Genomic DNA, 13,547 nt, shown 5'->3' with positions numbered 1-13,547 from the left:
AAAAAGTATGAAATTGAAATTAGCAGCAAGGAGCAATTTAATGACATTAAGCAAAATTTATAAAAACACACTTTTAATATTGGCAGCCTGCCTAGTATTAACTGCATGTGCAACAAAAAAAGAAGTAGCAACTACTGATGCTATACAAGGTCAGATGCAAGGTGATGTTTACACGGGAACTGACACAGTTGAATATTTAGCCGATGGTGTTCCAGATAGAGTTTTCTTTGCAACAAATGAAACTATATTAACAACCGCTTCAAGAGAGACGTTAAGAGCACAAGCAGCTTGGTTAAGAAAAAACTCAAGCATTAACGTTGTTCTTGAGGGACACGCAGACGAAAGAGGTACTAGGGAGTATAACTTAGCACTTGGAGAAAGAAGAGCTAATTCTGCGAAAGATTATTTGATGACTTATGGAATTTCTTCAGACAGAATTTCAGTATTAAGTTATGGAAAAGAAAGACCTGTTGATGCTGGTTCTAACCCATTAGCTTGGTCAAAAAATAGAAGATCTGTAACTGTTAAAGCAAATTAAAGAATTAAATTTAAAGACCCTAAAGTGTAAAAATTTTAGGGTCTTTTTTTTGCCATTTTTATAACCATAAATCTAAATACTAATGAGATTTACATTAAAACTAATATTATTAATTTTATTTAATTTGAGTTTTTTTCAAAATTCCTTTTCAGATAATCATAATATTTATGAAACTTTAGAAATTATCAAAAATGATCTAAAAACTCTTGAAAGAGCAGTTTATTCAGGCTCTATTGAAGTTAATACATCAACAAGTGAACAGTCAAACATTGAGCTAGATAGTAACTCAGAAGATGTACTTACAAGACATCTATTAAAATTATCTGAAGTTGAAGATCAATTTAGGCAATTAACGAATAAATTTGAAGAGATAAATTTTAAACTTGATAAATTATCAAACAGGTTATCAAAAATTCAAGCAGATAATCAAATAAGATTTCAGGATATCGAGACTGCAATTAGTTCTGGCGATATTACAACAAAATTATCCTCAAAACCCAAAGCAGATTCAAAAAGTGAAATATTACCTGGAAGTTCCCAACCTCAAGATCTTGGCTCTATATCTTACAAAGATACTGAGACATCTGAAACATCACAACAAATTCAATCTGTAGATACTACCGCTACTGTTGTGACTGAAACTTTTCAAGCTGAGGAAAAAATATTACCTCAAGAGTTATCTCCAAAAAAACAATATGAATTTGCAACAAGTTTTTTAAAAGTGGGCGATTATAGTACGGCTGAAAGAGCTTTTAGAGAATTTGTGCTTTCTAATAGTGAACATGAATTAGCTGGTAGTGCTCAGTATTGGTATGCCGAAACATTTAGAATAAGACAACTCTACACTGATGCTGCGTCAGCTTATTTAGAGGGTTATCAAAAATATCCAAAAGGTAATAAGGCTCCTATAAATTTGTTAAAACTTGGTGTATCAATGGTTCAGATTGGAGAAAAAGACCAAGGGTGTAAAATGATAAATGGAGTAGAGTTGCAATATCCTAAGGCAAATCAATCAGTAATTCAAAAAGCAAAATATGAGTCTAAAAAGTTTGAATGTATCAAAGAAGACTCATAAGTTTTTATTAGATAAATTAAAAGATAAACGAACTCTTCAAATTTATAAAAAATTTGAAAGTAATCTTCCTATTAAAAAAAATTTCATTGTAGCTGTTTCTGGTGGTCCGGATAGTCTTGCATTATCTTTTTTGACAAAAATTTATTCAATTAAGAAATCTTTAGATGTAAAATATTTTATTGTCGATCATAGATTAAGAAAAAATTCAACATTAGAAGCCAAATATGTTAAAAAAAAATTAAAAAATTTTTTTATTAAATTAACTATTCTTACCTGGAAGGGAATAAAGCCGAAAAAAAATATTCAATCTATTGCCAGAGAAAAAAGATACAAGCTATTAGCAGATATAGCAAAAAAATATAAAATAAATAATATTTTACTTGGACATCATTTGGATGACTTATTTGAAAATTTTTTTATAAGAATTTTAAGAGGAAGTGGTCTCAAGGGATTAATTTCATTAGATAGAGAGACACATAAAAATCAGGTTAATTTGATTAGACCCTTAATCAAAATAGATAAAAAGGATTTAGTATATATAACTGATTACATTTTTGGATCTTATATTAATGATCCATCAAATGAAAATGATAATTTTAAAAGAGTAAAAATAAGAAATTTTTTAAAGCAATTAAGTTTAGAAGGTCTTGATAGAAAAAAGTTTTTTTTAACAATTAAAAATCTAAAATTTGCCAATGAAAATATTGAATTTTATATTAAAAAAAATTTTGAAGATAACGTAACAAGTTTGAATCAAAAAAATATGGTTATTTTAAAAGAAAATTTTTTTTCTCAATCTGATGAGGTTGTATTTAGATCATTTACTGAAGTATTAAAAATTGTAGGAAAAAAATATTATGCTGTTAGAGGAAAAAAAATTGATAAAGTTATTGACTTAATAAAAGCCAAATCCTCATTTAAAGTTACATTGGGAGGATGTTTAATTAAAAAGGTTAATAAGACCATCATATTGTCAAAAGAGTAATAAAACATAAATATTTAATGATATTTTGTCACTTGTTAATCTTGTAATAATTCTTATCTTAACATCATGAATCTAAAAAATATTGCTATGTGGGGAATTATAGTCTTCTTGACTATTGGCCTATATAACATGTTTAAGAATCCACAACCAAATGTAAGAGGTGGAAATCAAATTATATTTTCAGAATTTTTAACATCAGTTGAAAATGGAGAGGTTTTAAAAGTTGAAATTCAAGGGAACAATATCAAAGGAGTTTTTTCTAATGGCAACTCTTTTTCTACATACTCTCCTAATGACCCTAATTTAATTGAAAAACTATCAGATAAAGGAGTTAGTATTTCTGCAGCACCTTTAGATGAAAAAATGCCTTCACTGTTTGGAGTTCTTTTATCTTGGTTCCCTATGCTTCTATTAATTGCTGTTTGGATTTTCTTTATGAGACAAATGCAAGGTGGAAAAGGTGGTGCGATGGGATTTGGAAAATCTAAAGCCAAAATGATGAATGAACTTAAGGGCAAAGTTACATTTAATGATGTTGCTGGGGTAGAAGAAGCTAAAGAAGAGGTGGAAGAAATTGTAGAATTTTTAAAAGACCCAAAAAAATTTAGTAGACTTGGTGGAAAAATACCAAGAGGAGCATTGCTAGTAGGGCCTCCGGGAACAGGAAAAACTTTATTAGCACGAGCAATTGCCGGAGAAGCCGGAGTTCCATTTTTTACTATTTCAGGTTCAGATTTTGTAGAAATGTTTGTAGGTGTTGGTGCATCAAGAGTAAGAGACATGTTTGAGCAAGGTAAAAAAAATTCACCATGTATTATTTTTATAGATGAAATAGATGCTGTTGGTCGAAGCAGAGGTGCTGGTTTGGGTGGAGGAAATGATGAAAGAGAACAAACATTAAATCAATTATTAGTAGAAATGGATGGGTTTGAAACGAACGAGGGTGTTATTATAATTGCTGCAACTAACAGACCAGATGTTCTTGATCCTGCTCTATTAAGACCTGGTAGGTTTGATAGGCAGGTAGTTGTTTCAAATCCAGATATTATTGGAAGAGAAAAAATCTTAAAAGTTCATGTTAAAAAAATTAAGATGGCACCAGATGTAAATTTAAGAACTATTGCAAGAGGAACGCCTGGTTTTTCTGGAGCTGATTTAGCCAATCTGGTAAATGAGTCAGCTTTATTAGCTGCAAGAAAAAATAAGAGAATTGTAACCTTAATTGAGTTTGAGGAAGCTAAAGATAAGGTAATGATGGGATCTGAAAGACGATCGATGGTGATGACAGAGGATGAAAAAAAATTAACAGCATATCATGAGGGTGGACATGCTTTAGTTTCATTTAATATGCCAAGCTATGATCCAATTCACAAAGCAACTATAATTCCAAGAGGTAGAGCTTTAGGAATGGTTATGAATTTACCTGAAAGAGACAAACATGGATATTCAATAAAATACTTAAAAGCTAGAATGGCTGTGTGCTTTGGAGGTAGAGTTGCAGAGGAATTAATTTTTGGAAAAGATAATATTTCTACAGGAGCAGGAGGCGGTAGCGGATCAGATATTAATCAAGCAACACAACTTGCTAGAGCTATGGTTACAAAATATGGAATGAGTGAAGAAATGGGACCAATTGAATACGGTGAAAACCAAGAAGAAGTATTTTTAGGAAGATCAGTTACACAAACACAATCTGTTTCAGAAGAAGTGGCTCAAAAAATAGATAAAGAAATTAGAAAGTTAGTTGATGAGGGGTATAGCCAGGCTACAAAAATATTAACCGAAAAAATTGATGACCTACATAAAATTGCTAAAGCTCTTATTACTTATGAAACTTTAACAGGTGAAGAGATTGAAAATATAATTAATAAAAATTTATATCCAAAAGATAAAATAGTTGAAAAACCAGAAGAAAATGATGACCAAAACTCTGCGTTAGGTGCAATGGGTTTAAAACCAAAAATAGTTCATTAACAAAAAAAATGAGAAAATATTACACTAGGGCGTGTAATTTCTACTATGGTAATGATTCAAGATTGTTAATCAATAGCAATAGATCAATACCTCTTAATGGTAATAAAAATATTTCATTTGATCATATCGAAATAATATCAAGAACCTCAAAAAAAAAAATTTCAATAAATAAAATTAACAGTCTAACAAAATCATTAAAAGAATTAATTAAAATAGATTTAAAAAAAATAAGATCAAAAAAAAAAAATTTTTCAAATTTAAATTTTTTGAAAATTCCAAATATTATGGGAGTTTTAAATCTTACACCAGATAGTTTCTCTGATGGAGGAAAGTTTAACACAGGTAATAAGGGTCTAAAACATGCTTTAGAAATGTTTAACTCTGGGGCAAATATTATTGATATAGGTGGGGAGTCCACTCGTCCAGGATCAAAAGCGGTAGACAAAAAAACAGAATGGAAAAGAATTGAAAAAATAATTAAATTGCTGAGTAAAAAGATTCCAATTTCATTAGATACCAGAAAGTCTGAAATTATGAAAAAAGGAATTAAGTATGGTGTAAAAATTATTAACGATATCTCTGGATTAGAATATGACTCTGAAACTATTAATGTTCTTAAGAATCATAAAATTCCTTTTGTTATCCAACATTCACAAGGAACACCTGAGAATATGCAAAATAAACCAAAGTATAAGAATGAATTATTAGATATATATGATTTTTTTGAGCAGAAGATAAATTTTTTAAAAAAAATTGGTATTAAACATAACAATATCATCATTGATCCTGGTATAGGTTTTGGAAAAAATTTGAAACATAATATTAATCTAATAAGTAATATTTCTATTTTTCATTCATTGGGTTTTCCTATACTTGTGGGTAATTCAAAAAAAAGATTTATAAAAGAGATAGCAAAAAAAAATGATACCAAGGAAAGAATTGGAGGTACGATAGCATCTTCAATTTATCTAATGATGCAAGGTGTACAAATTTTACGAATTCATGATGTAAATGAATTGCTTCAGGGTATAAAAGTCTTTAAAGAAACAATAAAAGTTTAATGACAAAAAAATATTTTGGAACTGATGGAATAAGAGGTGCAATTAATAGTAAGCATATTAACGGAGATATGTTTTTTAAGTTTGGATTAGCATCAGGAACTTACTTTAAATCCCAAAAAAAAAGAAAACAAATAGCAATTATAGCTAAAGATACTAGATTATCTGGTTATACACTTGAACCTGCGCTTGTTTCAGGATTGGCCTCAGCTGGAATGCATGTTTATACATTTGGGCCTATGCCAACAAATGGTTTGGCCATGTTAACTAAAACAATAAAAGCCAATATGGGTATTATGATTACAGCTTCCCATAATCCTCATAATGATAACGGTTTAAAATTATTTGGTCCAGATGGAATGAAATTATCTGATAAAATTGAAAAAAAAATTGAAAGATTAATAGATAAAAAAATTTCAAAAAATCTTTCTAGTCCTGAAAAGCTAGGAAGAGTAAAAAGATTAGAGAATGGGACAAAAGAATATTTAAAAATATTAAAAAAAAATTTTCCAAAAGAATTTAATTTAAGAGGGCTAAGAATAGTAATCGATTGTGCAAATGGCGCAGGTTATAAAGCTGGACCAGATTTACTGAAGTCTTTAGGAGCCAAAGTGATTGCAATTGGTATAAATCCAAATGGAATAAATATAAATAAAAATTGTGGCTCGACTCATCCTAACAAGATTAAGTTTGCAGTAAAAAAATACAAAGCTCATCTTGGTATTTCTTTAGATGGAGATGCCGATAGAATTATTATGAGTGACGAAATGGGAAATATAATTGATGGAGATCAAATAATTGCAGCAATAGCCACAAGATGGAAAAATAAAAAAATGTTAAGAGGTGGAGTTATTGGAACCTTGATGTCTAATTATGGTTTGGAAAAATTTTTTAAATCAAATAAAATAAAATTTATTAGAGCATATGTTGGAGATAGATATGTAAAAGAACAAATGCAAAAAAATAATTTTAACCTTGGTGGTGAACAATCTGGACATATTATATTAGGTAAATTTGCAACAACAGGAGATGGGTTGTTAGTGGCATTAGAAGTACTATTTGCAATTAGAAAAGGAAAAAAAGCCAGTTCTTTCTTCAATAAGTTTAAAAAAACTCCTCAAATTTTAAAAAATGTCTTTGTTAAAGATAAATCAATAATTAAAAACTCAGATGTAAAAAAGTCTATCAAACAAGCTGAAAAATTAATGAATGGTCATGGAAGAATATTAGTGAGAGCATCAGGTACAGAGTCAAAAATAAGAGTTATGGGTGAAAGTGAAAACAAAAAACTTTTAGAGAAGTGTCTAAATATTATTTTAAATAAAATAAAGTGAAGCCTAATTCTAAAGTATTAATTATTGCAGGATCTGACTCATCAGGTGGGGCTGGAATACAGGCTGATATAAAAACTGTTACTGCACTTGGATCTTATGCAATGACCGCCATCACTGCTGTTACGGCTCAAAATACAACAGGTGTTAAATCAATTTTTCCAATTTCACCAAAAGAAATCTTAAATCAGATCTTTTTTACAGCTAAAGATATTAAGCCTGATGCAATTAAGATTGGTATGTTACATTCTACTAAAGTAATAGAGTCAGTTATTAATTCTCTTAAAAATATTAAAGTTAATAAAATAGTTCTTGATCCAGTAATGGTTGCAAAAGGTGGAACAAAATTAATAGATGATAAGGCAATTAATTTATTAAAAAAAAAATTGATAAAAAGAGTATCATTAATAACTCCAAATATCCCTGAAGCAGAAATATTAACTAATATGAATATAAGATATAAAGAGGATATGATTTTTGCAGCCCATAAATTAATTGAAATTGGAGCAAATAATGTATTAATTAAAGGAGGTCACCTATCTTCAAATACTGTCCAAGATATATTTGTTTCAAAATCTGATATTAAAATTTTTAATAGTAAGAGATACAATACTAAAAATACCCATGGGACAGGTTGTACTTTATCTAGTGCAATCACTACTTTTTTATCATGTGGAAAACCTATAAAGAAATCTTGTGAGCTTGGGATTAAATATGTAAGTTTTGGCATAAAAACTAATCCTAAATACGGTAAAGGTCATGGCCCAATTAATCATCTTCATCCAATTAATATAGAAAGAAAATTCAGGTAATGAAAAATATAGTTGTAGTTGGATCACAGTGGGGAGACGAAGGAAAAGGTAAAATTGTAGACTGGCTTTCAGAGCAAGCAGATGTAGTAATTAGATTTCAGGGAGGTCATAATGCAGGTCACACACTGGTAATTGATGGTGTGACTTATAAATTAAGATTACTGCCATCTGGAATTGTAAGAAAAAATAAAATTTCAATTATTGGAAATGGAGTCGTAGTTGATCCGTGGGCATTACTTGAAGAAATTGAGGAGATAAAATCAAAAGGTGTTGATGTAAATATCAATAATTTTATTATTTCTGAAGCTGCAAACTTAATTTTACCATTTCATAGAGAAATGGATGAAATCAGAGAAGATGCTGCAGGTAAAGGTAAAATTGGAACTACAAGAAGAGGAATTGGCCCAGCATATGAAGATAAAGTTGGAAGAAGGTCTATTAGAGTAATGGATCTTAGGTCTGAAAAAAATTTAGATCAAAGATTAGAGTCAGTCTTAGTTCACCATAATGCAATCAGAAAAGGACTTGGAAAAAAAATTTTTGAAAAAGAACAATTAAAATCAGACTTACTCAAAATTGCCCCTCAAATACTGAAGTTTTCTCAGCCAGTTTGGCTTAAGATCGATGAATTTAAAAAAGAAAAAAAGAAAATTTTATTTGAAGGGGCTCAAGGAATTTTACTTGATGTGGATCATGGTACTTACCCTTTTGTAACATCTTCTAACACGGTTGCATCTAGCGCTGCAACTGGAACAGGATGTGGTCCCAACTCAATTAATTATGTTTTAGGAATTACAAAAGCATATACAACAAGAGTTGGGGAGGGTCCTTTTCCAACTGAATTAACAGATGATGTAGGAGAATTATTAGGTATTCGAGGAAAAGAGTTTGGAACTGTCACAAGTAGAAAAAGAAGATGTGGCTGGTTTGATGGAGTATTGGTTAGACAAACAATAAAAATCTCAGGGATAGATGGTATTGCACTTACTAAACTTGATGTTCTTGATGAATTAGATGAAATTAAAATGTGTGTTGAATATGAGCTTAATGGAAAAAAAATTGATTATTTACCTGCTGCAGTAGAAGATCAATTAAAAATAAAACCAGTCTATAAAACCTATCCTGGATGGAAAACATCTACAAATGGAACTAAAGATATGGACTCTTTACCTGAAAACGCAAAAAAATATATTTATGCAGTAGAAAAGTTTATCGGTGCTAAAGTTTCTAGTGTATCAACTAGCCCCGAGAGAGATGATACTATTTTAGTTGAAAATCCTTTTGATATTTAATTTACTGGTAACAAATTTTTAGATTTTGCCATTAATAGCATTTGCTTTTGTAACTTCTCAAATGCTTTATTTTCAATTTGTCTTACTCTTTCTCTACTAATCTTATGTTTTTTGCTTAAATCTTCTAAAGTTGTTGGATTATCATTTAGTCTTCTGGAGTATAAAATTTCTTTTTCTCTTTCATTTAAGACTTTGATAGAATTTTTTAATAGATCTTTTCTTTGTTCCATTTCTTCTTGGTGTGCAAACTTTAAATCATGATCTAGTTCTTTATCAACTAACCAATCTTGCCATTCATCTCCATCTTCGCCAACTTGAGCATTTAATGAAAACTCTTTACCAGAAAGTCTTCTATTCATTGAAACAACTTCATCTTTACTTACATTTAATTTATTAGCTATTTCATTTACATGTTCATCTCTTAAATCACCCTCAGTTTGAGGGGAGATTTGATTTTTAATTTTTTTAAGATTAAAAAATAATTTTTTTTGAGCTGTTGTGGTTCCTATTTTGACTAAACTCCAAGATCTTAATATATATTCTTGTATAGATGCTTTAATCCACCACATAGCGTATGTAGCTAATCTGAAACCTTTTTCAGGTTCAAATTTTTTAACTGCTTGCATGAGACCAACATTACCCTCAGAAATCATTTCATTTACAGGAAGCCCATACCCTTTATAGCCCATTGCAATTTTAGCAACTAGTCTCAAATGACTTGTTACTAATTTTTCAGCTGCCTTGATATTTCCAGTAGTTTTCCAATTTTTTGCTAACATGTATTCCTCTTCTGCAGCTAACATTGGAAACTTTTTTATTTGTTCTAAATATGCAGAGAGACCACCCTCATTTGAAAGAGCTGGTACATTACTATTAAATGTTGCGTTCATGGCTGTATTTATTTAATTAACTATATTTAATTTTCAATGATTTAATTGCTAGTATTTCTGAGCATTTTTAATAAATTATTTAGTTCTTTTGGCAAATTTGAGGAAAAAATCATTTCCTCATTAGTTTTAGGATGAATAAATCCAAGAGTTTTTGCATGTAAAAATTGTCTATCTAATTTTGAAATAGAGCTTTCTATTCCCATATCAATATTTTTTAATTTTTTATATTTCTTTTTATATTTATCATCTCCAACAATACTATTTCCCAGATAAGTCATATGAACTCGAATTTGATGAGTTCTTCCAGTTTCTAATTTACACTCAACTAAACTTAGTGTTGGAGTTTTATCGTTTTCGAAAATTTCGATGGTCTTATAATTTGTAATTGCCTGCTTACCTTTGGATCGACTAACTTCCATTAATTGTCTATTCTTTGAGCTTCGAGTTATAAAAGTGTCAAGTCTACCAGATGAAGGTCTTAATTTGCCCCAAATTAAAAGTTGATAAACTCTTGTGATTGTATGATCACTAAATTGTTTTGATAAGTTTTCATGCGTTTCATTATTTTTTGCAATAACAAGTAAACCTGAAGTATTCTTATCAATTCTATGTACAATCCCCGGTCTAAGTTCATCCCCAATAGTTGATAGTGAGTTTTCATCGTAATGCATTAAAGCATTAACAATTGTCTTATCATAGTTTCCAGCTCCTGGATGCATAATAATTCCAGCGGGCTTGTTAATTACTAAGAGATCATTATCTTCATGAACTATATTTAATTTAAAGTTGTAGGGTTTTAGGGAAACTTCTTGAGGTTTTGGGATATTAAGACTTAATTTGTCACCAGCTAAAACTTTTTTTGAAGGACTTTTAATGATTTTATCATTTAGTTTAAGTTTTTCTTTAAGGATTAAATTTTTAATTCTAGTTCGGCTAATCTGCTCTTCTCTTTTGTTAATTAAAACATCAACTCTTAGATTATTTTCAATTTCTTCAACTATAAAATTAATGATTTTTTCCATAAAATGTAATATTAATACTATATGCGCTTGTAGCTCAACTGGATAGAGCGCCTGACTTCGGATCAGGAGGTTCTGGGTTCGACTCCTAGCAGGCGCGCCAATTTATTCACCGATATTAATTAAAGTTCCTTTCTCTCTAGCTTTATCAAAAGAATAATAAAATACCGATATTGCAGCAATTAGATATCCACCGTTCAAATAAAGAGCCTGAATGATATTTTCATAATTTACAGATTGATTAACCAAGATATTTCTTGTTTCCTCAAAGATATAAACTAACGGAAGAGCATAAGCTATAGATTGAAATATTTCTGGAAGAGTTTCAACAGGGTAATAGATGCATCCAAAAGGTGCTAGCAAAAACATAGTTGACCATGCAATATTTTCAAAAGATGGACCAAATCTTAAAAGTCCTGCAGAAACGAATAAACCTAAAGTAATACCAAAAACATATAAACTTAAAAAAAGGAATGCCAAAGGTAAACCTAAATCTAACAAAGAAATTCCAAATATAGGAGATGTTAATAATATTGCAGGAACCAATCCAATTAGAGCTCTAATCAAAGCAGTAAAAACAAGTGATACAATAATTTCGCTTATTTTCATTGGAGCAATAAACAAATTAGTAAAATTTCTACTCCAAATCTCCTCTAAAAATAGCATGTTAAACCCAATACTGGTTCTAAATAAAAAATCGTAAAGAATTGCACAAGAAAGTATCACACCTACAGCACCATCATAGTAAGTGCTATGATTTGCAAAAAAATTTGAAATAAAACCCCATAGTGTGATTTGAATAGTTGGCCAGTAAATTAAATCTAAAATTCTTGGAAATGATCTTGTAATTAAATAAAAGTGTCTTAAAAAAAGACCATATATTCTAGTTAAATTCATTTTTATTTCTCACAAGTTCTAAAAAAACTTCCTCTAAATTTTTTCTTCCATACTTTCTTATTAAATAATCATGGGTACCACTATCTACTATTACGCCGCCTTTCATCATTAAAACAGAGCTACATAGTCTCTTAACCTCATCCATATTATGTGAAGCAAGTAATACCGATATTTTATTTTCTTTTTTATAATTTTCTAAAAAAGTTCTAACAAAATCTCCAGTCTCAGGATCTAAAGACGCAGTAGGCTCATCAAGCAAAAGTACAGTGGGATTATTAATTAATGCTTTTGCTAAACTTACTCTATTTTTTTGTCCTGAAGAAAGTTCTCCTGTAACATTATCTAATAGTTTATTTAATCTTAATTTATTCGATAAGTAATCAATTTGATCATTTAAGTTATGCACATTATATAATTTTCCATAGACCATCAAATTTTGTCTGACGGTAAGTTTTTTTGGTAATTCTATGTATGGAGAAATAAAATTCATTTTATGAAGAAGAGAAATTTTGTTTTTTTCAATATCCATTCCATTTATTAATACCTTACCACTAGTTGGTTTTAACAAGCCTAACATCATTCCAATTGTAGTGGTTTTTCCACATCCATTTGGTCCTAACAAGCCAACAATTTCATTTTCGTTAATTTTAAAGCTAATATTATTTACAGCTTTTTTTGACTTATAACTTTTAGATAAATTAATTACTTCAATTGAATTTGACATTTAATATTTCGAGGCTCTGTTCAATCTATCATTTATTGTTTTGCCAATTCCTTTGTTTTTAATTTTTTCAACTGCAATCATTTTATAACCATCTTTTTTAATTTTTCTAAGTAATGAGTATAAATTTTTAGCAGATTTTTGAAGATCATTATTTTTACTTAAATAGTAATAATTTTTAAACTTATCTTTTCTTTTTTTTACTAACACAAAAGCTTCATCTTTTTTTGGTTTTTTAGCATTTATTCTTAATGGAATACCAGGAGAGTAATGTAATGGAAATTGACCAGGTGTAATTTTTTTCTTTGAATTAGTTTTTATTAAAACTTTTTTTTTTAATAATTTTTCTATTTTTGAAACATCTAATCCGCCAAATCTAAGTATTGTTGGTTTTCCTAAAAGATTGATAATTGTTGATTCTAAACCAATCTGACATTTTCCTCCATCTAAGATATATTTAATTTTTGATCCAAACTCTTCAATAACGTCAGTTGCTTTAACAGAGCTTAATCTAGTTGATATGTTTGCACTTGGAGCAGCTAATGGATAGTCTAAACTTTTAAGTAATTTTTTAAATAAAGGATGTTTGGGAAAACGAACAGCAAGGCTATTTTGTTTATTAGTGACAAATTTAGAAATTTTAGAAATTTTTTTTAATTTCAGAATAAATGTAATTGGTCCAGGGGAAAATTTATTATATAGCTTAATAAAATTATCATTAATAACACAATCATTTTTAAGCTTATCAATATCTGAGTAGTGAACAATTAAAGGGTTATTCGTAGGTCTTTTTTTTAATTTAAATATTCTCTTTACAGATACGTCTGAATAAGCATTTCCAGCTAATCCATATACAGTTTCGGTGGGAACGGCTACACAATGATTTTTATCTAAATATTGTTTAGCTTTTTTGATATTTGATTGAATAGATTTCATGTATTAATAATTATTATTA

Annotated in this window: 13 protein-coding genes and 1 tRNA gene; 9 read left to right on the top strand and 5 right to left on the bottom strand. The window is 29.2% G+C overall.

Annotated elements, in window-relative coordinates; all coding sequences use genetic code 11:
* The first annotated feature begins 40 nt into the window (after window positions 1-40).
* From pal to F754_RS0105665, 8 genes are all read left to right on the top strand, one after another.
* Window positions 41-538: a peptidoglycan-associated lipoprotein Pal gene (gene pal / locus F754_RS0105700; protein ID WP_023648961.1), complete on the top strand. Its 498-nt coding sequence runs from the start codon at window positions 41-43 to the stop codon at window positions 536-538.
* Window positions 539-620: 82 nt separating this feature from the next.
* A complete protein-coding gene (gene ybgF, locus F754_RS0105695; protein WP_023648960.1) occupies window positions 621-1,613 on the top strand; it encodes a tol-pal system protein YbgF in 993 nt (330 codons plus the stop codon).
* Window positions 1,573-2,598, top strand: a complete 1,026-nt coding sequence (tilS, locus tag F754_RS0105690) for a tRNA lysidine(34) synthetase TilS (RefSeq protein WP_023648959.1) — start codon at window positions 1,573-1,575, stop codon at window positions 2,596-2,598. Before ybgF ends, tilS begins: the two co-directional genes overlap by 41 nt.
* An 87-nt stretch (window positions 2,599-2,685) precedes the next feature.
* On the top strand, window positions 2,686-4,572 hold the full coding sequence (gene ftsH / locus F754_RS0105685) for an ATP-dependent zinc metalloprotease FtsH (RefSeq protein WP_196228289.1): 1,887 nt from the start codon (window positions 2,686-2,688) through the stop codon (window positions 4,570-4,572).
* A gap of 8 nt (window positions 4,573-4,580) precedes the next feature.
* Window positions 4,581-5,633 (top strand): dihydropteroate synthase, encoded by a 1,053-nt coding sequence (gene folP, locus F754_RS0105680; RefSeq protein WP_023648957.1) that lies wholly within the window; start codon window positions 4,581-4,583, stop codon window positions 5,631-5,633.
* A complete protein-coding gene (gene glmM, locus F754_RS0105675) occupies window positions 5,633-6,964 on the top strand; it encodes a phosphoglucosamine mutase (RefSeq protein WP_023648956.1) in 1,332 nt (443 codons plus the stop codon). The genes folP and glmM overlap by 1 nt, the downstream gene beginning before the upstream one ends.
* Window positions 6,961-7,773, top strand: coding sequence for a bifunctional hydroxymethylpyrimidine kinase/phosphomethylpyrimidine kinase (gene thiD / locus F754_RS0105670; RefSeq protein ID WP_023648955.1), 813 nt, complete (start codon window positions 6,961-6,963; stop codon window positions 7,771-7,773). The genes glmM and thiD overlap by 4 nt, the downstream gene beginning before the upstream one ends.
* Window positions 7,773-9,065 carry an adenylosuccinate synthase gene (locus tag F754_RS0105665; RefSeq protein ID WP_023648954.1) on the top strand — a complete coding sequence of 431 codons (1,293 nt, stop codon included), beginning with the start codon at window positions 7,773-7,775 and terminating at the stop codon, window positions 9,063-9,065. The genes thiD and F754_RS0105665 overlap by 1 nt, the downstream gene beginning before the upstream one ends.
* Here the strand turns inward: F754_RS0105665 and rpoH are convergent.
* The gene (rpoH, locus tag F754_RS0105660) at window positions 9,062-9,955 is read right to left on the bottom strand and encodes an RNA polymerase sigma factor RpoH (protein ID WP_023648953.1); all 894 of its coding nucleotides are present in this window, start codon (window positions 9,953-9,955) and stop codon (window positions 9,062-9,064) included. The genes F754_RS0105665 and rpoH overlap by 4 nt on opposite strands.
* 41 nt (window positions 9,956-9,996) lie before the next feature.
* Window positions 9,997-10,977 (bottom strand): RluA family pseudouridine synthase, encoded by a 981-nt coding sequence (locus F754_RS0105655; protein WP_023648952.1) that lies wholly within the window; start codon window positions 10,975-10,977, stop codon window positions 9,997-9,999.
* 23 nt (window positions 10,978-11,000) lie between these two features.
* Here F754_RS0105655 and F754_RS0105650 point away from each other — a divergent pair.
* Window positions 11,001-11,077: transfer RNA gene (locus F754_RS0105650), tRNA-Arg, on the top strand.
* Window positions 11,078-11,079: 2 nt separating this feature from the next.
* On the opposite strand, the gene F754_RS0105645 is transcribed toward F754_RS0105650, so the two are convergent.
* Genes F754_RS0105645 through F754_RS0105635 form a run of 3 tightly spaced genes read right to left on the bottom strand, consistent with a single transcriptional unit; the run spans window position 11,080 to window position 13,528 of the window.
* Window positions 11,080-11,871 carry an ABC transporter permease gene (locus tag F754_RS0105645; RefSeq protein ID WP_023648951.1) on the bottom strand — a complete coding sequence of 264 codons (792 nt, stop codon included), beginning with the start codon at window positions 11,869-11,871 and terminating at the stop codon, window positions 11,080-11,082.
* Window positions 11,858-12,595 (bottom strand): ABC transporter ATP-binding protein, encoded by a 738-nt coding sequence (locus F754_RS0105640; protein WP_023648950.1) that lies wholly within the window; start codon window positions 12,593-12,595, stop codon window positions 11,858-11,860. The genes F754_RS0105645 and F754_RS0105640 overlap by 14 nt, the downstream gene beginning before the upstream one ends.
* Window positions 12,596-13,528 (bottom strand): threonylcarbamoyl-AMP synthase, encoded by a 933-nt coding sequence (locus tag F754_RS0105635; RefSeq protein WP_023648949.1) that lies wholly within the window; start codon window positions 13,526-13,528, stop codon window positions 12,596-12,598.
* Between the last annotated feature and the right edge of the window lie 19 nt (window positions 13,529-13,547).

Source organism: Candidatus Pelagibacter ubique HTCC8051 (assembly GCF_000472605.1).
GTDB classification, from domain to species: domain Bacteria; phylum Pseudomonadota; class Alphaproteobacteria; order Pelagibacterales; family Pelagibacteraceae; genus Pelagibacter; species Pelagibacter communis_B.
This window is presented reverse-complemented; position numbering and strand designations above follow the sequence as displayed.

Coding starts and splice junctions, on each gene's coding strand:
- pal (WP_023648961.1), top strand. CDS start 41: ATGACATTAAGCAAAATTTATAAAAACACACTTTTAATATTGGCAGCC.
- ybgF (WP_023648960.1), top strand. CDS start 621: ATGAGATTTACATTAAAACTAATATTATTAATTTTATTTAATTTGAGT.
- tilS (WP_023648959.1), top strand. CDS start 1,573: ATGAGTCTAAAAAGTTTGAATGTATCAAAGAAGACTCATAAGTTTTTA.
- ftsH (WP_196228289.1), top strand. CDS start 2,686: ATGTGGGGAATTATAGTCTTCTTGACTATTGGCCTATATAACATGTTT.
- folP (WP_023648957.1), top strand. CDS start 4,581: ATGAGAAAATATTACACTAGGGCGTGTAATTTCTACTATGGTAATGAT.
- glmM (WP_023648956.1), top strand. CDS start 5,633: ATGACAAAAAAATATTTTGGAACTGATGGAATAAGAGGTGCAATTAAT.
- F754_RS0105665 (WP_023648954.1), top strand. CDS start 7,773: ATGAAAAATATAGTTGTAGTTGGATCACAGTGGGGAGACGAAGGAAAA.
- rpoH (WP_023648953.1), bottom strand. CDS start 9,955: ATGAACGCAACATTTAATAGTAATGTACCAGCTCTTTCAAATGAGGGT.
- F754_RS0105655 (WP_023648952.1), bottom strand. CDS start 10,977: ATGGAAAAAATCATTAATTTTATAGTTGAAGAAATTGAAAATAATCTA.
- F754_RS0105645 (WP_023648951.1), bottom strand. CDS start 11,871: ATGAATTTAACTAGAATATATGGTCTTTTTTTAAGACACTTTTATTTA.
- F754_RS0105640 (WP_023648950.1), bottom strand. CDS start 12,595: ATGTCAAATTCAATTGAAGTAATTAATTTATCTAAAAGTTATAAGTCA.
- F754_RS0105635 (WP_023648949.1), bottom strand. CDS start 13,528: ATGAAATCTATTCAATCAAATATCAAAAAAGCTAAACAATATTTAGAT.